This is a genomic window from Halopseudomonas sp., from assembly GCF_041579695.1.
Lineage (GTDB): Bacteria > Pseudomonadota > Gammaproteobacteria > Pseudomonadales > Pseudomonadaceae > Halopseudomonas.
Genome location: NZ_JBFGFI010000001.1, coordinates 144,871 through 166,598, shown reverse-complemented (window position 1 = coordinate 166,598; position 21,728 = coordinate 144,871). Strand labels below are relative to the sequence as shown.

Genomic DNA, 21,728 nt, shown 5'->3' with positions numbered 1-21,728 from the left:
ACTGCCTCCCTGCCGTTGACGTCGAGCCTGGCTCAACGACTGCCTGTATGACCGAATCCGCCGACACCCCGTTCACTGTCGGGGAACTCATCAACCACTTCCAGCTGTGCCTGCACTACCGGTACCAGTATCAACTGTGCAATCCGCTCGCCGGGCTCGATAGTGTAAGGGCGGGCGCCGCGGTTCCAGCAGGATACCATCAGCTGGCCCTGATAATCCGAATCAATCAGGCCCACCAGATTGCCCAGCACGATGCCGTGTTTGTGGCCCAGGCCAGAGCGCGGCAGGATCATTGCGGCAAGGCCGGGATCGCTTATATGGATGGCCAGACCGGTAGGCAAAAGCTCGGTCTGTCCCGGCTGCAGAGTCAGCGGTTCCTGCAGCAGGGCACGCAGGTCCAGGCCAGCCGAGCCCTGCGTGGCGTAATGGGGGAGTGGCCACTGCTGGCCGAGGCGGGAGTCGAGTATCTTGGCTTGCAGCGTGTGCATGGACGTTCCTGTCATGTGTTGTTGTTTTCGGCGCCGGCGCCCAGGCGCGCTCCGATAATTCCGATGATCTGCCTGGCCAGCTTGTGCTTGCTCGCCCGGGGCAGGTGTTCCTGCTGCAGGTTGCGATCAATCAGCGTGACCGCATTATCATCGCTGTTGAAGCCGATGCCGGGCGCACTCACGTCGTTGGCTATGATCAGATCGAGGTTCTTTCGGGTCAGTTTGTCACCGGCATAGGCCAGCACATCGTGAGTTTCGGCGGCGAAGCCGACACACCAGGGGCGTTGCGGATGATTGGCGATCCCGGCGAGGATATCCGGATTGGGTATCAGCTCGAGCGTCAGCCCATTGTTCGCCTGCGGATTTTTCTTCAGCTTGCTGGGAGCGCATTCCGCCGGTCGATAGTCCGCTACAGCGGCAGAGGCAATGAAGACATCCGCCGGCAGCGCCGCTTCACAAGCCACATGCATGTCCAGCGCACTGATCACATCAATTCGATTGACCCGCGGCGGGGTCGGCAGATTGACCGGCCCGGCTACCAGGGTCACCCGCGCGCCGGCCTCGGCCGCGGCTTCGGCCAGCGCAAAGCCCATCTTGCCCGAGCTGTGGTTGGATATGTAGCGCACCGGATCGATTGCCTCGCGGGTGGGGCCGGCATTGATCAGCACGTGTTTGCCGGTGAGCAATCCGCGTTCGAAACAGTCGCTGGCCAGCAGTGCAATCTCGGTCGGATCGAGCATGCGGCCGGGGCCCACATCACCGCAGGCCTGTTCTCCGGCATCGGGGCCGAAGATACGCACGCCGCGGTCACGCAGTTGCGCCAGATTGGCCTGGGTAGCCTGGTCCCGCCACATCGCCTGGTTCATTGCGGGGGCGAGCGCCAGTGGGGCGTCGGAGGCTAGCACCAGGGTGGTCAGCAGATCGTCGCCGCGACCCTGGGCCAGGCGCGCCATCATGTCGGCTGTGGCCGGGGCTATCAGCACGAGGTCGGCCCAGCGTGCCAGCTCGATATGGCCCATGGCAGCTTCTGCGGCCGGATCCAGCAGATCGCCATGTACCGGATGCCCGGACAGTGCCTGCAGCGTCAGGGGAGTAATGAATTCGCGGGCGGCCTGGGTCATCACCACCCGTACTTCCGCCCCGGCATCACGCAGCCGGCGTATCAGTTCGGCGCTTTTATAGGCGGCGATGCCACCACTGACGCCCAGAAGCACTCTCTTGTTCACCAACCGTTGCATGCTGACTCCCGACACCTGCACCTCCGGGGCGCTGTATGAGCAAAAAACCCGATTAAAATAACACAGCACGGGCCGCCAGGCTCCTGCCTCGACCGCCGGGGTCGGAGCTCCTATACTGATCGCTCATCTTACACCGCACGAACAGGAAGTACGTGCCCTTACGCAGGGATTTGCGCATGTCCATCACCGACTGGCCGGTGGCCGAACGCCCCCGGGAAAAACTCCTCAATCAGGGCGCCGCTGCACTTTCCGACGCCGAGCTGCTGGCCATCTTTTTGCGCACTGGCTTGCCGGGCATCAGCGCGGTTGATCTGGCCCGCAAGTTACTCGGTGCCTTCGGCAGTCTGCGCGCGTTGCTGCAGGCCGAACAAGCCGATTTCTGTCTGCATGCCGGTCTCGGGCCAGCCAAGTACGCGCAATTGCAGGCAGTCATGGAAATGGGTCGACGGCACCTGTTCGAGGACCTCAAGCGCGGTACCGCGCTGACCTCACCAGGCGCAGTGAGACATTATCTGCGCAGCCGCATGGCGCATTTACCCCATGAGGTATTCGCCTGCCTGTTTCTGGACAACCAGCACCGGGTGATTACCTTCGAGGAATTGTTCCGTGGCACGTTGGACAGCGCCAGTGTTTATCCGCGTGAAGTGGTCAAGCGTGCCCTGGCCTGCAACGCCGCTGCATTGATTCTCACGCACAACCACCCGTCGGGTGTGGCCGAGCCCAGTCAGGCCGACCAGATGCTCACAAGGCGGCTTAAGGAGGCGCTGGCGCTGGTCGATATCCGCGTGCTTGACCACCTGGTGGTAGGTGATGGCGAGCCGGTTTCATTCGCTGAGCGGGGGCTGCTCTGAAGGCATTAAAAATTAAAAGTCATTGCTTGCAGGGGCGTGTTTTGGTATAAAGCTCCGCTCTTCTCGGGGCTGCGCCTGCTCAAGTTCGTTTGGCAGGTCTGTACGATGCTCGCCCCGGCTGGAAAACAAATTATTTTATGGCTTCCAACCAGTTCGGGTTGGGCAAGTGGTTGGAGAGGGTTAACCATGTCTCGAGTATGTCAGGTGACCGGTAAAGGTCCAGTGACTGGGAACAACGTTTCCCACGCTAACAACAGAACCAAACGTCGTTTTCTGCCTAACCTGCAGCACCATCGTTTCTGGGTTGAGTCAGAGAAGCGTTTTGTACGTCTTCGTACGTCCACCAAGGGCATGCGTATTATCGACAAGCGCGGGATTGATGTAGTGCTTGCCGAAATGCGCGGTCGTGGCGAAAAAGTCTAAGGAGCAGTCCCATGCGTGAATTGATTCGTTTGGTTTCTTCTGCCGGTACTGGTCACTTCTACACTACCGACAAGAATAAGCGTACTACTCCCGATAAGATCGAAATCAAGAAATTCGATCCGGTGGTTCGCAAGCACGTGAACTACAAGGAAGCCAAGATCAAGTAAGATCTGGCTTGCAACAAAAAACCCGCCTCGGCGGGTTTTTTGTTGCCTGTGAATCCTGCAGCAGCCTATTCGCCGCCTACCGCAAAGTTCGGCAAGCTGTCGACGGGCTGGGTGAAGGCGAACGGAATCGAGACGGTAGCCAGACCGATGTTCTTCTGGACCACGAAATGCAGGTGAGGGCCGGTGCTGTTGCCGGTGTTGCCCGATTTCGCCAGCGGCGTGCCGGTGCGTACCCTCTGACCCTCGCTGACGACCACCGAGCGGTGCTTGAGGTGCAGGTACACGCTCATGGTGCCATCGTCATGCAGCAGCCTGACGAAGTTGCCTGAGGGGTGGGTGCCGCGACCGCTCTGATTGTTCTCCACCTTGACCACTACGCCGGGTCTGGCGGCCACAATCGGAGTGCCCTCGGGCATGGCTACATCGATTGCATGCCGACCCTTGGGTCCGGAGTGGCTGTAGCGCCCGCCTGGGCCTTGGGTCACGCGGTACGGGCCGCCCTGCCAGGGTAAGGGGTAATCGACCAGGGCATGCTTGGCGCGCGGGTCGCCGAGCGCGTGGCGCAGCTTGTAGCTGTAGCTCGGCGCGCCGTCGCCAGTGGGGGAAAGCGTCAGCAGTCGAATCTGCTCACGCGGCTGCAACACCCAGCGCACGGGTTTCTGCGGCACGCCGGCCAGATGTTTGGCAGACTCGATGCTCAGTTCGACTTCCACCGGCGCATAGAGATCGTTGTGCACAATCAGTGTCTCGCCACCGGGGTGCTTTTGGGTGGTGACATATACCTGCTTGTCGAAGGTCTCGACCATGGTGTCGGTGAACACGAAGACCTTAGCGCCCTTGACCTCCTTGTCGGTATAGGTCACGACCCCTTTGGCGTCAGTATATTTGTAGATGGTAGAGGCAGACAGCAGAGGGCTCGCCAATAGCAGCGTCAGGCCCAGAAAAAAGGTTCGCATCCTTTGCAACCCTCATGGTGAAGTGATGGTAACAGATTGGGCAATCCTACCCGGATGCACGGACTCTGGCGAGCCGCACATGCGGGTTAGTCAATGGCTTGGCTCAGCGCGTCACCGGCACCGGTTGCAGCGAGTAGGTGCGCAGTGTCGCGGCGAAGTCCTGCAGCGCCTTGATACCGCTTGCCTCGGCCTGGTTGCACCATTCACGGAGCGCCTGCAGCATGTCATGACCATTGGTGCTGGTGCGTGTCCAGATCTGCTGCAGGGCCAGGCGCTTCTCGTAGATTATCCGCAGACGCTGACTGTGATCGAGTACCTGTTGCAGATTCTCTTCATTGCGACTGTCGAGCAGGCTGCTTTCGCGGCTGAGCAGACCCTTGGCGCGGCGGAACAGGTGCCGGACGGAGTCGTCAACGCGTTGCATTTCCTGCGCTACCAGCGGCTTGATCACCAACTTGCGGTATTGCGCCATGATCTGGAAACGGTTGTTCAGTACTGCCATTGCGGTATCCATATCCAGGGTCTGCTTGCCTTCAACCCGGTGGGCGATGGGTGCCGTGCGACGAACCTTGGCCAGGCCCAGCAGGCTGAACAGGCGTATCCACATCCAGCCCATGTCGAATTCCCATTTCTTCACCGACAGTTTGGCGGAGTTGGGGTAGGTGTGATGGTTGTTGTGCAGTTCTTCGCCGCCGATCAGGATGCCCCAGGGCAGGATGTTGGTGGCAGCGTCGCGGCACTCGAAATTGCGATAACCCACGGCATGGCCGAGACCATTGACGACGCCTGCGGCAAACACCGGGATCCACATCATCTGCACGGCCCAGACGGTCAGACCCAGGACACCGAACAGGGCCAGGTCGATAACAGCCATCAGGGTGACGCCGGCCAGCGGGAAGCGCGAATACAGGTTGCGCTCCACCCAGTCATCCGGGCAGTTCTTGCCATAGATGCGCAGCGTTTCTTCGTTACGCGCTTCGGCCATGTACAGCTCGGCGCCCTTGCGCAGTACCGTTGTCAGCCCCTTGTGTACCGGGCTGTGCGGGTCTTCCGGGGTTTCGCATTTGGCGTGGTGCTTGCGATGGATCGCTGTCCATTCGCGTGTATTCATGCTGGTTGTGAGCCACAGCCAGAAACGGAAAAAGTGTTTGAGCGCAGGGTGCAATTCGAGGGCGCGATGCGCTGAATAGCGATGCAGATAAACGGTCACGCTGACGATGGTGATATGCGTCAGCCCCAGGATCACGGCCAGGATCTGCCAGCCGGATAATTGGAGTAAACCTTGATACCACATGGATTGAATCCACCTCTCTGAGAAAACTTTCAAGCAGGAACGGCGGTTAGCCGCTAGCCGATTATGAACCAGCTGCGTGTCGATTGACACGACCGCCAGTCACTTCGGACTGGCAGGCCCTTCTACTGGCCATCAGGGGGTTGTCCGGAAGTTTACCGTGCGGGACTGTGTAACTTAAGTTGTACAAAGGAGACGTAAGTGTACAAGTCATGTACTAATAATATGGCAACTCACATAACAGTCCTCTGGAGGATCACATGTTTGCATTTACTCAGAACGTTACCCGTACTGCCCGCCATCTGATGTTGGCGGTACTTGGTGCCGGGATGCTCGCAGCCGTGCCCGCCCACGCTGATCATCACTCGGAAGTGGCTAAGAAAGACATTGTTGATACCGCGGTGGCTGCAGGCAGCTTCACGACCCTGGTTGCAGCCGTACAGGCGGCCGGGCTGGTCGACACGCTGAAAGGCGAGGGCCCGTTCACCGTATTCGCCCCGACCGACGAGGCCTTCGGCAAGATTCCGGCGGCAGATCTTGATGCCCTTCTCGCCGACAAGGAAAAACTGACGCAGGTGCTGACCTACCATGTGGTTCCGGGCAAGGTGATGGCGGCGGACGTGGTTGCCATGGATAGCGCGGAGACAGTGCAGGGCAGCGCGATCGAGATTGACGCCAGTAACGGCGTGATGGTTGATTCGGCCAATGTGGTCAAGACCGACATCGAAGCCAGCAATGGCGTCATCCACGTGATCGACGCGGTGCTCATGCCGGGCATGTGATCTTTGCCGTGGCTATACGAGGCAGACTCCGGTCTGCCTTTTTTTGATCCGCATCAAGACGAGCTCCCGCGCAGGTTCTAAAATAGCTGCCTTTGTTAACCTGATGGGGAGCGGGTAATGCAGGCAGGGCGGCAACTAGCGTTGCGCTACAAATTCTGGGCGGTCAATGGAGTGGCTTTCTTCAGCGTACTGGTGCTGGTGGTCGTTGCGATGATTCTGGAGCAGCGCAGCGTGAACCAGAGTCGACAGCAGGAGGCGCTCAGCCTGTTGCAGCTTTGGCAGGGTGAGCCTGCGCTGCAACTGCAGGGGCCGCTACAGCCGGTCGTGCTGCGTGCCGATGCGCAAACTGCGGCCGAACGCGAGCTGCTGGCGGCCGCTGGCCCGGAATCGCGCTGGGTAGAACTGGGTGGCTTCACTCTCTGGGGCTTGGAGCGCCCGGTGGGCGCCTGGGTTCTGCGTTCCGCTGGTCCCGGGGCGCTGGCCGTGATCGTCAGCGGCAAATCCTTTCAACAGATATTCATTGAGCGCGCGCCGATCTACGCGATTGCGGTGTTTGTGCTGATGCTCGGCGTGCTGCTGGGCTCGCAGCTGCTCATCCGCTTTGTCGACGGCTACCAGAACCGCCTGCGTACGATGGCGCATTTCGATCCGCTGACCGGACTGCCCAACCGGGTGCTGGCCCGTGACCGCCTGGAACATGCCAAGGACCGCATAGACCGGCGCGGTGGCTGGCTGGCCGTGCTGTTCATCGACCTTGATCGTTTCAAGACGCTGAACGATAGCTACGGACATGATTTCGGCGATCTGGTGTTGCAGTCTGTAGCGCAACGTCTGCAGGAGCGCTGTCGTGATGAGGACACGCTCGCCCGCCTGGGCGGTGACGAGTTCCTGCTGATTCTCGAGCAGTTGCCCGGCCCAGGTGTTGCCAGCCAGGTGGCGAAGAGCCTGCTCGAGGCGTTGAAAGCACCGCTGGTGCTGGATGAGGCCCGTGAGCTCTACGTCGGTGCCAGCATAGGAATTGCACTGTATCCCAAGGATGGAGGCAGTGCCCATGAGCTGATCCGCAATGCGGATGCGGCGATGTACCGTGCCAAGGCGCAGGGCCGCAATACCTACATTCACTACCTGCCGTGCCTGACAGAAGAGGCGCGGGCCCGCTTCGAGCTCGAGCGCTCGCTGCGCGGAGCCATGCGCGCCGATGAGCTGAGTCTGAACTACCAGCCCTTGGTCGATCTGGCGACAGGTCGCGGCATTGGTGCGGAAGCGCTTCTGCGCTGGCACAGTGCCGATCACGGTGTAGTGGGGCCGGACCGCTTTATTCCGCTGGCCGAGGAGAGTGGCCAGATTGTCGCGATAGGAACCTGGGTGCTACATCAGGCATGTCAGCAGGCGAGCGCCTGGCGGCGCGATGGCCTGCTGATCGAGACCATTGCGGTTAACCTCTCGCCGGTCCAGTTCATGCAGCAGAATCTGGTCCAGGTCGTACGCGCCGCACTGGATGTCAGCGGCTTGCCGGCCGGCTGCCTGGAGCTAGAGATCACCGAGGGAGCGCTGATGCAGCACACCGCCCAGGCCGAACAGACGCTGGGCGAGCTGCGCGCGCTCGGTGTGCGCATCTCGATTGACGATTTCGGCACCGGGTATTCATCCCTTGCCTACCTGCGACGGTTTGCGCTGGATAAACTGAAGATCGACAAGAGCTTCCTGGCCGGTTTGCCGAGTGATCCGAGCGACTGCCAACTGGTTCAGACCATTATCGCTCTGGGGAGAAATATGCAGCTGTCAGTGCTAGCCGAGGGCGTGGAAACGGTGGAGCAGAAACTGTGGCTGCAACAGCACGGCTGCGACCAGTGTCAGGGCTATCTGCTCGGTCGACCGATGACCCCTGAGGCATTCGCGGTGCGCTGGCAGGAGCTGCAGCCCAGCTGATCGTCGACCGGCCTCAGGCCGCGACCGGGTCGGGGCGGGTATCAGCCCCGCTGCACAGCTGGTTGCGCCCGGCTGCCTTGGCCCGGTACATGCGCTGATCCGCCTGTTCGAGCAGGGAGCGGTAATTGGCTGCTGCGTCCTGACGACGCTCACCCAGGCCGATGCTGGCAGTCAGCGCGCTGCCATCGGGCCGCACACCGAGCCCTGTCTGCAGAACGCGCTCCAGTGCAGTCGCGGCCTGCGAGAGGCTGGTTCCCGGCATCAGCAGCAGAAACTCCTCGCCGCCCCAGCGCACCAGTGTGTCGCTGCCGCGCAACGCGCTTTGCAGAATTCGACTGGCTTCGATCAGCGCACGGTCCCCGGCCTCATGGCCATAGGTGTCATTCAGTGACTTGAAGTGATCCAGGTCGATGAAGGCGATCGCCAGCGTGCTGTTCTGCCGTTGAGCGTTTTCCCATTGCAGCTTCAGGATTTCTTCACCGCTGCCACGGGAAAAGACTCCGGTAAGCGGATCACGGATGGCCTGGCGGACCAGTGCGATCATGAACGCCAGTTGGCTCATGCCGGCGAGCGAGCTCACCGCCCCGATCAGCATCAACAACCAGAGAGCGCCGGCAAAGGATGGCCAGTTCAGCACGGTCCAGCTCAGAGCTCCGGCGCATGCCTGAGCCAGCAGAAGGATCACTACCATGACCGCGTTTTCCAGCAGCGCCAGCGGAAAGATCGCCAGCCCGGCCATCAGCACGAACGGCAGGAAGGCATAACCAGCGCCGACGGCTGCAGACAGGCTGCTGAGTTGGTAATGACCGAGAATCGTGTGCGAGACGATGTAGAACGCCGTAGGAATCGCGAACAGAATGGCGACCGCCCGGTAGGCATCGAGCAGGCTGCCTCTGGGTTGGTACATCAGCAGCAACCAGATGAAGGCAGCGCAGACCAGAATCCGGCAGGCTGCCAGGCCCAGCCAGAGAGGCAGCGGAAAGACCATCAGGTCGATCACACTCCACAGGGGAGTGAGCACCGCAAACAGAAAGGCGAACAACCTGACCCGGTTGACGATCATCGTCGACCGTCGCTGGGTCAGGAGTACGCTGTGCCGGTTCGGCACCAGCAAAGCGATTATTTCCCGCGGTTTGAGTTCCCCCGGCAGCAGCGTGACCAGCCGCTGACGAAGGATTTCGCCGAATGTGGACATAAGACAGGTTCCGTGCAGACAATTCATTTTCATGAGCGGTAATGGCTAATTGATGGCTCTGGCCATCATGGCGATTACAGCATGCTCGGTGAGCGGGAACCTTGACCGGGGTCAGCTTATGTCATGTTTTCTGCAGCAGGTTTTCCTCATCGGAGGAACGCAGATCCTCGGCAACCTGACGGTCAATCGTGTAGTCAGCAGCCACGTCGTCTGCGCTGGTGGGGGGTGCCGGTGCGGCCCTGTCCGGCAGCGGCAAGCTCGGAGCCGGAGCAGGCACGTCAGATTGAGTCAGCGCGATCGGGCTGCGCAGATGTATCCGATAGATGGGTTCCGGCATCTCAATGCCAGCCGAGTCGAAGGCTGCCTTGACCTGGCGTATTGCTTCGCTGCGGGCCTTCAGAAAATCGCTGTCGTGCTGATTGATCCAGGCCAGAAAGCGCAGTTGTACAGTGCTGTCACCCAGTTCGGCCACCAGTACCTGGGGGCCCGGGTCAGGGAGTATGCCGGTCATCGCGCCCAGGGTCTCGATGCCCAGTTTACGCGCTTGCTGCAGATCCAGATCGACCGAGACGCCGACGCTGAACTCCAGCCGGCGTAGCGGGTTGCGAGTAAAATTGGTCATCGCCGAGGTGATGATCATGCTGTTGGGAATACGCAGATGGTTGCCATCGCGCGTCATCAGCACAGTGTCCCGTGATGTCAGCCTTACCACCGTGCCGATGAAGGCGCCGACCTCGATGATGTCGCCGACATCGAACGGATTGCGTGCACTGAGGAGCACGCCGGCCAGATAGTTCTCGACGATATTACGAAAGGCGAAGCCCACCGCAATGCCGGCAACCCCGGCAACGCCCAGCATCGCCCCCACCAGCGCGGTGGCGTCGAGAATCTCCAGCGCTATCAGTACACCCAGGCCGGTGATGATCATCCGGACGATCCGTTTACCGAGATTGGACGCTAGCTCCGACAGTCCGATACGCCGCAGCCAGGCGCCGCGCGACCCCGCCCACTGCCCGAGGAACCAGAACGCCGCGATTATCAGCAGCGCCACGAGTGCAACCGGCAGCATCTGCAGGGCACTGGCGCCCATTTCCTGAAACTTGCGGGTCGCCGGGCGCAATCGTGCGGCAACGTCGGTTTCCTCGATCAGGCGACTCTGCACGTGAATGACACCCTCGACCCGGCTGGCGATATCCATCAGCTCCCGGGCAGAGCGCGCGTTGGTCACGTCTCCGGCCAACGTGACCACGCCCTGGTCGACACTGACCTGGATGTCTTCCACGCTGTCTATTGCGGCGAGGACGGCCTCGAGACGCTCGCGTATCGCGGTATCGCTGGGGGTGTCGGTAACCCGGATCTCCGGGGCGGTCTCCACGCCCTCCTGGGCCAGTGCCGGGGCAGGCCCGGTGGGCAGCCAGACAAGTACCGCCATGGCCGCGATCGCGAGGCGTTTGAGCATGGTATTTTTCCCTTACCTGAATCGAAGTCGAGCCGCGCCTGGCGACACCAGCGCCATGGTATCAGTGGTATTACTGAGTCGCGCCAGCAGTGTCAAGCTTGGCCGCCACCGGCCCCGGGACTTTGCTGCCGGTAGTGCTGCTCGAGCCGCTGCTCGAACTCGGCGTCCGGCGGTCGCGACGTATCGTATTCCGGTGCTTCCCTGATGGCATCCCGGCTCAGCCCGACCGACACGGTAGCGCTGGACCACTCGATGCTGTCCATCCACTGCGGGGGGATCAGCACCGAATGTCCGAACCACCATTTGCGGGTGTTGATGACCAGATAGCGGATTGCCCAGTTTTCGTCGACCAGCAGATCTTCCACATGGCCGATCTCGCCATCGGCAGCGTCTATGTGGTAACGCTCGACTTCATGACAGCTGCGCAGATGTTCGTCGTCGTTGCGGTTCTGGCGCTCCTCGACTTCGCTGTTGATCACCTGGCTGAGGTAGCCATCGACTCGTCCCGGCGCCATACCGAGCCTGCCGGTGATATCGCCGGCCCAGTAATTTGGATAGCCGTAATACGCGAGCAGCATCTGCTCGTGCTGGCGGGAGACTGGCCGCTCGGTGTCGATATCAGGACTGTCCTCGATCTGCTGACGGGTCAGCCTGGCTTGCAGCACGTCTGATTCGATTTGCGGCGTACCGACCGACATCGGTGTAATCAATACCTTGCGGCTGAACAGCCAGGAGCCGGTCTCGACCACCAGATAGCGAATGACCCACTGCCGATCGTCGAAGTAGAAGTCGCTGACCTTGCCGACGTCCCCATCTGTTGCATCGATGGTGGCGCCCTTGAGCTGGTTGAGACTGCGCAGCATGTGCTACTCCTTCGCGTACTGTTGGTTCTATATCGGACAGCTGCTGGCCATAGGTGGTTCATCCGGCTATGTTATGGTCATCCGGGGGCCAGCATGGCCACCTGCTCATAACCCGCGCTGAAGAGATGCCATGACAACCGACTCCTTCGTGCCACTGAATATGGACCGCCGCATTGCGGTCTGCGTCCGTCCCGGCGATCAGACGTGGCAGGATGCGCCGCAGGCTCCAGTCAGACGCTGGCCACTGGAGCGCGAGGCGCCGGAAAGTGGCCAGGTAACCAGTCTGGTGGAATATCTGCCGAATGCCCGCTTCCCCGAGCATCAGCATCCCGCCGGGGAAGAAATCCATGTGCTTGCGGGTGTGTTCAGCGACGAGAGCGGCGATTACCCGCCCGGGAGCTACCTGCGCAGTCCGGCGGGCTCACGGCACAGTCCGTTTTCCCGGGAAGGCTGTGTGATATTCGTCAAACTCAACCAGTTCGCCGCAGGGGATACACGCGAAGTGCGTCTGCGCCCCTCTCATCAGACCTGGGAGAAGCGAGCGGACGGAGCCGTGATATGTGTATTACACCGGTTCGCTGAAGAGGAGACGGTGCTCTACAGCTGCGCAGCCGGCCAGGCTGTGGATTTGCCCGCCGGCCCCGGTGAGCTGCTGGTCCTTGCCGGTAGCCTGCAGAGCGCTGACGGCGATTTGCCGGCACTGAGCTGGCTTCGTCGCCCCGATCTGGCCGGGCACGGATTGGCCAGCAGGGAAGGGACTGTACTGCTGGTCAAGTCGAACAGTACCGCTGGCGCAGGCTGAGCTAGGCGAACAGCCATATCAGCGCAATGCCCAGGATGATCCGGTAGATAACGAAGGGCTGCATGCCGATGCGGCTGATAAAGACCAGAAAGTAGTGTATGCACAGAAAGGCGCTGATCCCGGACATCACCACGCCGCCGGCCATGAATCCCCAGTCGACCGGAACCGTGGCCTGGTACAGGTCCCAGGACTTCAGCGCGCAGGCAATCACGATCACTGGAATCGACAGCAGGAACGAGAAGCGCGCGGTGGCCTCGCGGCTCAGCCCCAACAACAGGCCGGCGGTCATCGTTATGCCCGAGCGGGATGTGCCGGGGAACAGGGCTATGGCCTGGGCCAGGCCGATCAGCAAAACGTCTTTCCAGTTCATCTGGTTGACTTCACGGGCACCCCGGTGGCGCCAGTCTGCCCAGCTCAACACCAGACCGAACACGATCAGGCCAGCGGCGATATACAGCGGCGAGCGCAGCTGCTGCTCGATCGCACCCTTGAAAACCAGCCCGGCCAGGCCCACCGGGATGGTTGCGAACAACACCCCCCAGGCCAGCCGTGCGTCGTCGTCCAGCTCACGGTGGGTCACCGAGCGGGTCCAGCTGACTGTCATGTTGATCAGGTCGTGGCGAAAATACAGCATTACTGCGGCCAGGCTCCCCAGGTGCAGGGCAACGTCAAATGCCAGGCCCTGATCTGTCCAGCCAAACAGCACCGGGGCAAGAATCAGGTGAGCTGAGCTCGAAATAGGAAGAAATTCGGTGAGACCCTGTATTGCCGCCAGAACCACGACTTGCAGCCAATCCATGAAGAGCAATCCATTGTGCGAGTGAGCGAGGCGGCAATTAAACCACGCCCGCTTTCCTCAGGCGACAGTTGCGACGGGCTCAGCGACAGGATTTTACCGCCTGCTCCGGCAGATAGCGCAGCACCAGGCCGAAATCCACCGTAGCCTCGCCGGGTCTGCGGATGCGTACCACATGACCATCGCCGGGGGCGACCGGCGTGGGCTGATTGTGGTCATCGTGCAGCGCTTCCAGAATGAACGTGTGGATGCCGGCCGGCGTCATGAGCTCCAGCTGGTCGCCAGGGGCAAAGCGGTTTTTCACCTCGATGCGCAGCCATCCATCCACCTCTTCAAGTACCTCGCCGACGAACTGGTGGCGCTCCATGCGCGAGGCACCATGTTCGTAGTTCTGGTAGACGCCCGGCGGATGGCGGCGATAGAAGCCCTCGGTGTAGCCACGGTTGGACAGGCTCTCCAGGTCGTCCATCAGACTCAGGTCGAACGGCACGCCGGCCACCGCATCATCGATTGCGCGGCGATAGGTCTGTACCGTGCGGGCCACATAGAAGTGCGACTTGGTGCGGCCCTCGATCTTCAGCGAATCCAGCCCCATATCGACAAAACGCTGCACGTGCTGCACCGCGCGCAGATCCTTGGAGTTCATTATGTAGGTGCCGTGCTCGTCCTCTTCGATCGCCATCTGCTCTTCGGGCTTGTCGCTCTGGCTGATCACATGCACCGGTCGGGCGAGCGCCTCGATGTTGCCTTCCGGCGTCTGGATTGCCGGTTGCACATCGTATGGCCAGCGGCAGGCATTGGTGCATGCGCCCTGATTGGCGTCGCGATGATTGAAGTATCCGGACAGTAGGCAGCGACCGGAATAGGCGATGCACAGCGCGCCATGCACAAACACCTCGAGACCGATGTCCGGGCAGCGGCGCCGGATCTCTTCGACTTCCTCGATCGACAGCTCGCGCGACAGGATGATTCGCTCCAGCCCCAGCTGCTGCCAGAATTTGACCGTTGCCCAGTTGACCGCATTGGCCTGCACCGAGAGATGTACCGGCAATTCGGGCCAGCGTTCGCGTACCAGCATGATCAGTCCCGGGTCCGACATGATCAGCGCATCGGGCCCCATTGCCACCACCGGCTCGAGATCGCGCAGGTAGGTCGCGACCTTGCTGTTGTGCGCTGCAATGTTGCTGGCGAGATAAAAACGCTTGCCCAGCGCATGGGCCTCGGCAATGGCAGTGGCCATGACCTCGGGGTTATGGAAGTCATTTTCGCGCACGCGCAGGCTACAGCGGGGCTGCCCGGCGTACACCGCATCGGCGCCATAGGCGAAGGCATAACGCATGGCTTTAAGGGTGCCTGCAGGGGCGAGCAGCTCTGGGGCATTGGGCATGGAAGAACTCCGTCAGCGTGCAATAAAAAAGGCAGCAAGGGTAGCCCCGCATGCCAGCGCACGCATTGATCGAGATCATGCTCGCTCCCCGACCATGTGCTCTGGTCTATAGTCGATCAACCACGCCGATGATCGGGATGACCAGATGCCGGCGCGTCTGGCATCGTAGGCTTACCAACAAGAACAACAGAAAGAGGCAGTTCATGCGCTGGAAAAATCGACCAGAGGGATCTAACTGGGGCGACTTTGGTCCCGACGACGAACTGGGTAGACTCAACCTGCTCACGGCGGAAAAGGTACTGCAGGGCGTCGCGGAAGTACGCGAGGGCCGCAGTTTCTGTCTCAGCCTGCCACTGGACTATCCGGGCGGCAACGCGTTGAACAAGTTGCGCCACGCGCCGCGGCGTTTTACCTCCGGGCGCGGCGACAAGCTCAACTACAATTTTGCACTCAACCGCATTAACCCTGATTTTACCGACGTGGTCAGCGATGATGCGGTGCTGTTGTACACCCAGTACTCGACCCAGTGGGACGCGCTGGCGCATGTCGGCAGTCTGTTCGATGCCGACGGTGACGGCGTCGCGGAGCCGCTGTATTACAACGGCTGGCGCGCCGGGGAGGATATTCAGGGTCCGGCCGGACACGAGGATGCGCTGGAGGGCGTCAATGCCCGGCGGCTGGGTATCGAGAAGATGGCCGAGACGGCCGTCAGTGGCCGCGCGGTGCTGATCGACCTGGAGCGTCACTGCGGCCACGAGCGGGTGCTGGTCGACCATGCCCGGCTGCAGCAGATCATGCAGGCTGATGGCGTTACCGTAGAGCCCGGTGACATGGTCTGCATGTATACCGGGTTTGCCGATGTGATTCTGGGTATGCAACAGCAGCCTGACGCCGCGGTGCTGGCATCCAGCTGCGCGGTGCTCGATGGTCGCGATCCGGCCTTGCTGCAGTGGATTACCGACAGTGGGCTGAGCCTGTTGATTGCTGATAATTACGCAGTGGAGGCTTATCCGGCGCGCGAAGGCCAGGGCTGCTGCGCTGCTTTACCGTTACACGAGCATTGCCTGTTCAAGCTGGGCATTCACCTCGGCGAGCTCTGGTACCTGACCGAACTGGCGCAGTACCTGCGCGCCGCAGGCCGCAGTCGTTTCATGCTGACTGCGCCACCATTGCGGCTGCCGGGCGCAGTAGGCTCGCCCGTCACGCCGGTGGCACTGGTCTGATCAGCGGTCGGCGCTGACCTGGAAACTGTCCGACAGCTGGTGCAGGCGGGTGGCGGTTTCCCGCACCTGCCCGGAGCTGGAACGCAGGGTGCTGATCACGCCGGCCATCGAGGCGGTGACCTCCGCCACGTGGCCCGCCTGCCTTCCATGTTCCTTGCTATTGGTGTCCATGACCGCGATCACCTCGAACAGCTCTTCTACCGTCTGATGCAGGGTGTCGTTGTCGTTGGCTGCGTCATCGGCCTGGGTCAGCTGCTGATCGACGTCGCTCACGCCCTGCTCCATCAGGTCGACCGCCTGATGTGTCGCACCGCGGATCGCGGTGATGCCCTGATTGATCTCTGCCGCGGCGGTGGCCGTGCGCGAGGCGAGCGCGCGGACTTCGTCGGCAACCACGGCGAAGCCCCGCCCGTGCTCCCCGGCGCGCGCCGCTTCAATTGCAGCGTTGAGCGCCAGCAGGTTGGTCTGGCTGGTAATGTCAGTGATCATCGACACCATGCCGGCAATCTCGTTGGAGCGTTGATCCACCTGCTGCACACTGCTGGCCGATGTCGCGACAATATCGCGGATCTTGCGCGTACCGTTGGAAACCGTCTCCAGACGCTGGCCAGCCGATTCCACCACTTCGGCCATGGTGCGCTTCATCTGCGCCGCGGTATGTGAAGCACTGTCGATTGTCTGCACCTGGGCCTCGATCATGCGAAGCATCTGCTGGATGGTCAGCGTCACTTCCTCGGCTGTGTCACTGGCCTTCTGGTTGTGCTCGAGCATCTGCTCGCTGTTCTGCAGGGCATGCCGGCTGGCGTGTTTGACGCGGCCGACGATGGTATCGAGGTTGTCGATAAAGCTGTTGGTCCAGCGTCCCAGTTCACCGGTTTCGTCGGCGACCAGACGGGTGGTATCCATGCGCTGGCTCAGATTGCCCTCGCCCTCGGCAATGTTGCGGATGATCTCGGTCATGCGGCCCATCCGCCTGGCCAGCTTGCGCGTGCCGCGACGCCAGAACCACAGGGCCGACAGCCCCACTACCAGCAGATTGAGGCCGCTCGCTGCCGGCAGGCCCAAGCCGGACCAGGCGATCGCGATCTGGCAGCCGCTGATGACCAGCATCAACAGCAGGAAGAGCTTCATCAGGCTGTAGCTCAGTGATCGATAACGGTAGACCTCCTCCAGATCCGCCTCGCACATCATCCCCCAGCGGTCCGGCGAGCCGGCCAGGCTGAACGTCACGCCCTTGCCGATTACCGGAATGTGCCGGTAATCGGAGTAGCCGGGATAGGTGACGAACAGGTTCTGACCCTTGCGGATGGTCTCGCGCACGCCCGGGTGCAATTGTTTGGTGGCCGGGTCGGTAAAGCGCACCTCGAATTCGGTGTGCTCGCGCACGCTGACGGTACCGTAATCGGTCGCGATACCTTCTTTCAAATTGCCGCCGTGGCTGAAGGTATTGTCTTCAAAGCGCGAGCGCGACAGGGCCCGGCCGGGCTCGATGGCCGGATCGAAGTGCGACTCCACCATGAACACGTAGTTGTCACCGGATTCCTGATAGATATGACCGGCTTCGCGCTGGATCAGATCGCCGAGCACGTCGTTCGGCACCCGCGCGCACAGGCAGCACGGCTGATTCTGGTATTGCACTGGCTGGTAGAACATCAGCGTCACCGCATCGTGAAAGCTGGAGGTCGACGGTCCCAGCTCTTTGGTGCGTTGATCTATGTAGGGACCATGCAGGAAGGGCGCGCGCACGCCTTGGTTCAGCGCTTTGGTGTTCGCCGGGGAGGCTGGCAACGACTGCGCGGTGCTGACCAGGGTGCGACCGCTTGGGTCGACCAGAAACAGCTCGCTGGCGTCAGCCATCTTGCGCATCAGTTTGAGCAATTGCGGGCGCTCGACGCCATTGCTGGTGTTTTCCACGTCACGAGCGATGCTTGCCAGCGTGGTCCACTGGTTGTCGCACCATTGCTGCAGCAGACGCATGCGGGTGTCGGCAACGCTGTTGAAGATCTCTTCAAGCTGCGCATAGCGGTTGCTGTTGATTCGGCACGCCCAGCCCATGCTGAGCTTGCCCGCCGAGCCGAACCAGGGAAGCCAGCTGCGCTCGGCCCCGGTAAGGGCCATTTCATCACTGCGTATGGACACGACTACTCTCTCTGATGCGAATGGATAGTGCTTCTCTTTGCAAGAAACGCACCCATCAGAGACATTACTGGAGTCGGCAGCACGGGATAGGCCTGTCTAGCCCGGGTGTTCGCATCGGACCGACTCTTGTCGCTCTGTTCTGGTGCGATAGCGCTACCTGCGGGGCAGGCGATCGCACCAGAAAAGAGCGCTTGCTGCGGTTGCGCTGCTCAGGCAGGAACCAGGCGGCGATGCATCCAGGTCAGTCCGATCGCGGCCGCAATCAATCCGAATGAGAGGACAAACAGCATGGTCTCGCTGACGGGCACGTAGGGGTTGTAGGGCATCGCCAGAAACAGGCCGCCGACCACAAACAATGCTCGCAGCGGCCAGTGCAGCAGACCTCGCTCGCTGAGATCGCCAAGCCGCGGCAGATATCCCTGCAGACCTCCGGCGATCAGGATGATGCCGCCGAGTGCGCAGGCAATCGCCACGATGATCTCCAGCGCGCTGCCTTGCAGCAGCAGTGCGGGTTCGAGTACGAAGAAGAAGGGTATGAAATAGATGATGCTACCCATCTGCATCGACACGAAGCTGGTTTTCATCGGACTGCTGCCGGCGACCGATGCGGCAGCGAAGGCGCCGATGGCCACCGGCGGGGTTATAAAGCTGAGCATGCCCCAGTAGAGAATGAACATGTGTACCGCCATCGGGTTCATGCCGCCGTTGATCAGCGCAGGTGCCAGGGCGATCGCCAGGAATATGTATGCCGCGGTGACCGGCATGCCGATACCCAGGATGAAACTGGTCAGCGCGCCCATGATCAGCAGCACCAGCATGTCACCGCCGGCGATGAACAGCAGATCATTCGCGATGGTGCCGGACATGCCCGAGACGGCCAGCGCACCCATGATCAGGCCAACGCCGGCCATCAGGCCGGTCAATTCGGCGAACAGCGCACCACAGGCTTCGGCGAACTCCTTGAACTGTTGCCACTGCCAGCGACTGTGCTTGCGTAGCTGGTTGATCACCAGCAGCAACGCGGTGGCATAGAACGGCGCTATGGCCTCCTGCTTCATGAACAGCAACATCCAGATCAGGAAGGCGAAAACGAAGATATAGTGCCAGCCTTCCTTCAGCGTCTGGCGTATTTTCGGCAGGTCGATGGCCGGCAGACCCTTGAGCCGGTTGCGCGCCGAATAGAAATCGATCTGGATGAACAGCCCGAAGAAATACAGTGCCGAGGGAACCGCAGCCGCCAGCGCGATCTCGCCGTAGGGGATGTCCAGAAAGGTCGCCATCACGAACGCGGTTGCACCCATCACCGGCGGCATCAATACGCCCCCGGTCGAGGCGCAGGTTTCCACGCCGGCGGCGTAGGTCTTGGTGAAGCCGACCTTGCGCATTGCCGGAATTGAAAGCGGGCCGGTGGTCAGCACGTTGGTTACCACGCTGCCGGACATCGAGCCCATCAGGCCGCTGGAGAAGATCGACACCTTGGCCGGGCCGCCGCGGACCTTGCCCAGCAGGGCGAAGGCCAGATCGATGAAGAACTTGCCGCCGCCGGTGCGCTGCAGCGCGATACCAAACAGCAGAAAGCCGATCACCAGGTTGGCGAATGCCTGGGAGGGAATGCCCAGCAGACTTTCATCACTGTTGGTGTGATAGATCGCGACCAGGTCGATCGGCGTGGAAATGCCGGCGAAGCTGTCGGGCAAATAACCGGCCAGCATCGGAAACATCGAGGCCAGGAACACCACGATGAAAATCGGCCAGCCACCGCAGCGGCGGGTGGCTTCGAGGGCGATAGCCCAGGTCAGCAGACTGATATACACCACATGCTGCGGCGCCATGTATTCCCAGCCTTCGTCCACGGCCTGATTGGAATGAATGATGAAAAACACACAGCAGCCGATGCTGGCCAGAGCCAGAAGCCAGTCATACCATGGCGTTGGATCCACTCGGCGGCCACGTCCAGCCGGAATCGCGACGAAGACCATGGGTAACATCATCGCCAGCAAGCCGTAGATGTACTGGCTGGTCAACATGGTGAAGCCGGTATAACTGCCCAGATTGAAAATCTGGTAGATGGCCAGCGCCGCTGTCGCCACGGCGGTGATCCGCAGCAGATTGCCGGCGACCGGGTGGCGGATGGATTCCTGTTCTTCGGACATGTGCTGCCTCTTTTCGAATCGTGGTCAGTTGCGCAGGCTATGCCCGCGCAATCGGATTGGCGGGTTGCTAGCGGCGAAAGCCTGGATCAAACCCGGCTTCCAGCAATGCGTTGGCGCGCCGCTCTTTCCAGCTGGCCTGGAAAGCCGGGCTGTCGTCTCCGTCGCTCTCGGCCAGCTGCTGCTCCCAGGCCTGTTCAAGCAGCGCCTGCCGCGCCAGCAGACTCTGGTTGTGCGTTTCATGTTCGTCGCGCCATACGCCCTGCTCGCGGAAATAACGTACAGCGCCCTCGTGATAGGGCATCACCCAGTCGAATACCTGACGGCTGAGTTCATAGCCTTCGGCTCCCGGTGCCAGCGTCTTGAAGTCGTCGTAGTGCTCATCGACGAACCGTGTGAGCGCATACACCTCTTCGCTATCGCGGTCCGCATTGGTCACCAGAATCGGCAGCGCATAGCCACCGCCATGCCACGGATCCTCTTCGGACACGCCCGCGCCGCGGGTTTCGAATTGCGGCAGGTAGTAGGGAATCACGTTCTTCGCCCGCTGCCATGCCGCCTGTTCTTTCTCGGTCTCGTTGGGCATATCCAGCCAGTTGATACCCCGCGGGCTGGCGGCGATACGTTCCATCAGCGGGGTGCGCGTAGACATCGGCATGACATCGGCATGGCCGTTGATGATGGCCTCAATCGCTTCGTTGGTCCCGGAGGCATCCACGCGGCGCACGTCTTCCCAGGTAAGGCCACCATAGGCGAGTACCGCTGAGGTGATCATGTTGATCGAGTCGGCGCCGCGAATGAAGATCACCTTCTGGCCCTTGAGTTCACTCGGATGCTCCAGTCCGGTATCTGCCGCGGCGGCAAGCCCGAAGCTCTGGGTGCCCTGGGAGGCCAATACCATGCGAATGGGCTGCGGGCCCCAGTCGGGCTTATTGAACAGGAAGATGCCTTCCTGACCAAAATAGCTGGCGATGCCGCAAAGGCAATAACCCGCGCGGCCGGTTTTCAGCGGAATCATCCGTGATACATCGTTGCGCCCGGGCAGAATGCGGATGTTGCTGCCTTCCTCGAACTTGAGCAGCCCGCCCAGAGCGGCAGCCTGGGCATAACCGGCGGCACCGGTACCGTAGGCGGTCCAGACCATGACGCGGGGGAGGGTGGAGTCGTTAGTGGTTTTTGCCGTGGCAGACAAGGGCAAGGCCAACACCAGTGCCAGCGTGGCCACCAGCCGATACAGGGAGAGTCGCATAAGAAAAGACCTTATTGTGTTTCGCTGTGCGGAACGTATTTATATTTATGTTTCGCTTATCAGAACGCCATTTTACTTTCCATGGGACACATTGCAAAAGGCATAGCGTAATGAAAGGTTAATCCGGCAGGCGTAAAATACAATAAGGGATACAGATTGTTGCGTAAAACAAACCAAAAGCCAGGCGTTCCAGTTGCTGGCGTTTTTTGCAAAGCTGACAGTTCGCGTGGATTACCGCCTTCGCGGTAATGACGAGGTCTGTTGGGGCCTTTGCCATTAACCAGCAAGCATAAAAAAGCCCCGATTCTCGCGAATCGGGGCTTTCTTGCAGCTTTAAGCT

General features: G+C 61.0%; 19 protein-coding genes. 7 read left to right on the top strand and 12 right to left on the bottom strand.

All coding sequences use genetic code 11. The features are described 5' to 3' along the window. Positions 1 to 32 precede the first annotated feature (32 nt). Complete coding sequence (gene dut, locus ABYA88_RS00800; protein WP_373184538.1) at positions 33 to 488, bottom strand: dUTP diphosphatase; 456 nt, start codon at positions 486 to 488, stop codon at positions 33 to 35. Positions 489 to 499: 11 nt separating this feature from the next. Beyond that, positions 500 to 1,726: a bifunctional phosphopantothenoylcysteine decarboxylase/phosphopantothenate--cysteine ligase CoaBC gene (coaBC, locus tag ABYA88_RS00795; RefSeq protein ID WP_373184536.1), complete on the bottom strand. Its 1,227-nt coding sequence runs from the start codon at positions 1,724 to 1,726 to the stop codon at positions 500 to 502. A 176-nt stretch (positions 1,727 to 1,902) separates the two neighbouring features. Between coaBC and radC the strand changes: the two genes are divergently transcribed. The 3 genes from radC to rpmG all read left to right on the top strand — a co-directional run bounded on the left by radC (position 1,903) and on the right by rpmG (position 3,167). Further along, on the top strand, positions 1,903 to 2,577 hold the full coding sequence (radC, locus tag ABYA88_RS00790) for a DNA repair protein RadC (RefSeq protein WP_373184534.1): 675 nt from the start codon (positions 1,903 to 1,905) through the stop codon (positions 2,575 to 2,577). A 186-nt stretch (positions 2,578 to 2,763) separates the two neighbouring features. Continuing rightward, the gene (rpmB, locus tag ABYA88_RS00785; protein ID WP_150276538.1) at positions 2,764 to 3,000 is read left to right on the top strand and encodes a 50S ribosomal protein L28; all 237 of its coding nucleotides are present in this window, start codon (positions 2,764 to 2,766) and stop codon (positions 2,998 to 3,000) included. Between the two features lie 11 nt (positions 3,001 to 3,011). Then, positions 3,012 to 3,167 (top strand): 50S ribosomal protein L33, encoded by a 156-nt coding sequence (rpmG, locus tag ABYA88_RS00780; RefSeq protein WP_070882577.1) that lies wholly within the window; start codon positions 3,012 to 3,014, stop codon positions 3,165 to 3,167. 65 nt (positions 3,168 to 3,232) lie between these two features. On the opposite strand, the gene ABYA88_RS00775 is transcribed toward rpmG, so the two are convergent. Together ABYA88_RS00775 and desA are read right to left on the bottom strand one after the other, a co-directional pair. Beyond that, the gene (locus ABYA88_RS00775) at positions 3,233 to 4,123 is read right to left on the bottom strand and encodes a peptidoglycan DD-metalloendopeptidase family protein (RefSeq protein WP_373184532.1); all 891 of its coding nucleotides are present in this window, start codon (positions 4,121 to 4,123) and stop codon (positions 3,233 to 3,235) included. A gap of 103 nt (positions 4,124 to 4,226) precedes the next feature. Continuing rightward, positions 4,227 to 5,417 carry a delta-9 fatty acid desaturase DesA gene (gene desA / locus ABYA88_RS00770; RefSeq protein WP_373184531.1) on the bottom strand — a complete coding sequence of 397 codons (1,191 nt, stop codon included), beginning with the start codon at positions 5,415 to 5,417 and terminating at the stop codon, positions 4,227 to 4,229. A 257-nt stretch (positions 5,418 to 5,674) separates the two neighbouring features. On the opposite strand from desA, the gene ABYA88_RS00765 reads away from it, so the two are divergent. Together ABYA88_RS00765 and ABYA88_RS00760 are read left to right on the top strand one after the other, a co-directional pair. Beyond that, a complete protein-coding gene (locus tag ABYA88_RS00765) occupies positions 5,675 to 6,196 on the top strand; it encodes a fasciclin domain-containing protein (RefSeq protein ID WP_373184529.1) in 522 nt (173 codons plus the stop codon). 117 nt (positions 6,197 to 6,313) lie between these two features. After that, the gene (locus ABYA88_RS00760; protein WP_373184527.1) at positions 6,314 to 8,125 is read left to right on the top strand and encodes a putative bifunctional diguanylate cyclase/phosphodiesterase; all 1,812 of its coding nucleotides are present in this window, start codon (positions 6,314 to 6,316) and stop codon (positions 8,123 to 8,125) included. Between the two features lie 13 nt (positions 8,126 to 8,138). On the opposite strand, the gene ABYA88_RS00755 is transcribed toward ABYA88_RS00760, so the two are convergent. The 3 genes from ABYA88_RS00755 to ABYA88_RS00745 form a co-directional block, all read right to left on the bottom strand. After that, positions 8,139 to 9,320, bottom strand: coding sequence for a diguanylate cyclase (locus ABYA88_RS00755; protein WP_373184525.1), 1,182 nt, complete (start codon positions 9,318 to 9,320; stop codon positions 8,139 to 8,141). Between the two features lie 121 nt (positions 9,321 to 9,441). Then, a complete protein-coding gene (locus tag ABYA88_RS00750; RefSeq protein ID WP_373184523.1) occupies positions 9,442 to 10,779 on the bottom strand; it encodes a mechanosensitive ion channel domain-containing protein in 1,338 nt (445 codons plus the stop codon). A 92-nt stretch (positions 10,780 to 10,871) separates the two neighbouring features. After that, positions 10,872 to 11,642, bottom strand: coding sequence for a PRC-barrel domain-containing protein (locus tag ABYA88_RS00745; RefSeq protein WP_373184521.1), 771 nt, complete (start codon positions 11,640 to 11,642; stop codon positions 10,872 to 10,874). 130 nt (positions 11,643 to 11,772) lie between these two features. On the opposite strand from ABYA88_RS00745, the gene ABYA88_RS00740 reads away from it, so the two are divergent. Beyond that, a complete protein-coding gene (locus tag ABYA88_RS00740; protein WP_373184520.1) occupies positions 11,773 to 12,444 on the top strand; it encodes a cupin domain-containing protein in 672 nt (223 codons plus the stop codon). 1 nt (position 12,445) lies between these two features. Here the strand turns inward: ABYA88_RS00740 and ABYA88_RS00735 are convergent, their stop codons facing one another. Both ABYA88_RS00735 and yegQ read right to left on the bottom strand, forming a co-directional pair. Beyond that, positions 12,446 to 13,243 carry an undecaprenyl-diphosphate phosphatase gene (locus tag ABYA88_RS00735; RefSeq protein ID WP_373184518.1) on the bottom strand — a complete coding sequence of 266 codons (798 nt, stop codon included), beginning with the start codon at positions 13,241 to 13,243 and terminating at the stop codon, positions 12,446 to 12,448. A gap of 79 nt (positions 13,244 to 13,322) precedes the next feature. After that, positions 13,323 to 14,627, bottom strand: a complete 1,305-nt coding sequence (gene yegQ, locus ABYA88_RS00730; RefSeq protein ID WP_373184516.1) for a tRNA 5-hydroxyuridine modification protein YegQ — start codon at positions 14,625 to 14,627, stop codon at positions 13,323 to 13,325. Positions 14,628 to 14,830: 203 nt separating this feature from the next. On the opposite strand from yegQ, the gene ABYA88_RS00725 reads away from it, so the two are divergent. Continuing rightward, positions 14,831 to 15,850, top strand: coding sequence for a cyclase family protein (locus tag ABYA88_RS00725; RefSeq protein ID WP_373184514.1), 1,020 nt, complete (start codon positions 14,831 to 14,833; stop codon positions 15,848 to 15,850). Here ABYA88_RS00725 and ABYA88_RS00720 read toward each other — a convergent pair whose 3' ends face one another. The 3 genes from ABYA88_RS00720 to ABYA88_RS00710 all read right to left on the bottom strand — a co-directional run bounded on the left by ABYA88_RS00720 (position 15,851) and on the right by ABYA88_RS00710 (position 21,388). Then, positions 15,851 to 17,989 (bottom strand): methyl-accepting chemotaxis protein, encoded by a 2,139-nt coding sequence (locus ABYA88_RS00720; RefSeq protein WP_373184512.1) that lies wholly within the window; start codon positions 17,987 to 17,989, stop codon positions 15,851 to 15,853. A gap of 209 nt (positions 17,990 to 18,198) precedes the next feature. Next, the gene (locus ABYA88_RS00715) at positions 18,199 to 20,142 is read right to left on the bottom strand and encodes a TRAP transporter permease (protein ID WP_373184510.1); all 1,944 of its coding nucleotides are present in this window, start codon (positions 20,140 to 20,142) and stop codon (positions 18,199 to 18,201) included. A gap of 67 nt (positions 20,143 to 20,209) precedes the next feature. Continuing rightward, complete coding sequence (locus ABYA88_RS00710; protein ID WP_373184508.1) at positions 20,210 to 21,388, bottom strand: TAXI family TRAP transporter solute-binding subunit; 1,179 nt, start codon at positions 21,386 to 21,388, stop codon at positions 20,210 to 20,212. Positions 21,389 to 21,728 lie beyond the last annotated feature (340 nt).

Bases quoted from the DNA above. Each gene is read 5' to 3' on its own strand.
- rpmB (WP_150276538.1), top strand. From the start codon at position 2,764: ATGTCTCGAGTATGTCAGGTGACCGGTAAAGGTCCAGTGACTGGGAAC.
- coaBC (WP_373184536.1), bottom strand. From the start codon at position 1,726: ATGCAACGGTTGGTGAACAAGAGAGTGCTTCTGGGCGTCAGTGGTGGC.
- yegQ (WP_373184516.1), bottom strand. From the start codon at position 14,627: ATGCCCAATGCCCCAGAGCTGCTCGCCCCTGCAGGCACCCTTAAAGCC.
- ABYA88_RS00740 (WP_373184520.1), top strand. From the start codon at position 11,773: ATGACAACCGACTCCTTCGTGCCACTGAATATGGACCGCCGCATTGCG.
- ABYA88_RS00760 (WP_373184527.1), top strand. From the start codon at position 6,314: ATGCAGGCAGGGCGGCAACTAGCGTTGCGCTACAAATTCTGGGCGGTC.
- ABYA88_RS00735 (WP_373184518.1), bottom strand. From the start codon at position 13,243: ATGGATTGGCTGCAAGTCGTGGTTCTGGCGGCAATACAGGGTCTCACC.
- radC (WP_373184534.1), top strand. From the start codon at position 1,903: ATGTCCATCACCGACTGGCCGGTGGCCGAACGCCCCCGGGAAAAACTC.
- ABYA88_RS00745 (WP_373184521.1), bottom strand. From the start codon at position 11,642: ATGCTGCGCAGTCTCAACCAGCTCAAGGGCGCCACCATCGATGCAACA.
- ABYA88_RS00725 (WP_373184514.1), top strand. From the start codon at position 14,831: ATGCGCTGGAAAAATCGACCAGAGGGATCTAACTGGGGCGACTTTGGT.
- ABYA88_RS00750 (WP_373184523.1), bottom strand. From the start codon at position 10,779: ATGCTCAAACGCCTCGCGATCGCGGCCATGGCGGTACTTGTCTGGCTG.
- ABYA88_RS00775 (WP_373184532.1), bottom strand. From the start codon at position 4,123: ATGCGAACCTTTTTTCTGGGCCTGACGCTGCTATTGGCGAGCCCTCTG.
- rpmG (WP_070882577.1), top strand. From the start codon at position 3,012: ATGCGTGAATTGATTCGTTTGGTTTCTTCTGCCGGTACTGGTCACTTC.
- dut (WP_373184538.1), bottom strand. From the start codon at position 488: ATGCACACGCTGCAAGCCAAGATACTCGACTCCCGCCTCGGCCAGCAG.
- ABYA88_RS00710 (WP_373184508.1), bottom strand. From the start codon at position 21,388: ATGCGACTCTCCCTGTATCGGCTGGTGGCCACGCTGGCACTGGTGTTG.
- desA (WP_373184531.1), bottom strand. From the start codon at position 5,417: ATGTGGTATCAAGGTTTACTCCAATTATCCGGCTGGCAGATCCTGGCC.
- ABYA88_RS00755 (WP_373184525.1), bottom strand. From the start codon at position 9,320: ATGTCCACATTCGGCGAAATCCTTCGTCAGCGGCTGGTCACGCTGCTG.
- ABYA88_RS00765 (WP_373184529.1), top strand. From the start codon at position 5,675: ATGTTTGCATTTACTCAGAACGTTACCCGTACTGCCCGCCATCTGATG.
- ABYA88_RS00715 (WP_373184510.1), bottom strand. From the start codon at position 20,142: ATGTCCGAAGAACAGGAATCCATCCGCCACCCGGTCGCCGGCAATCTG.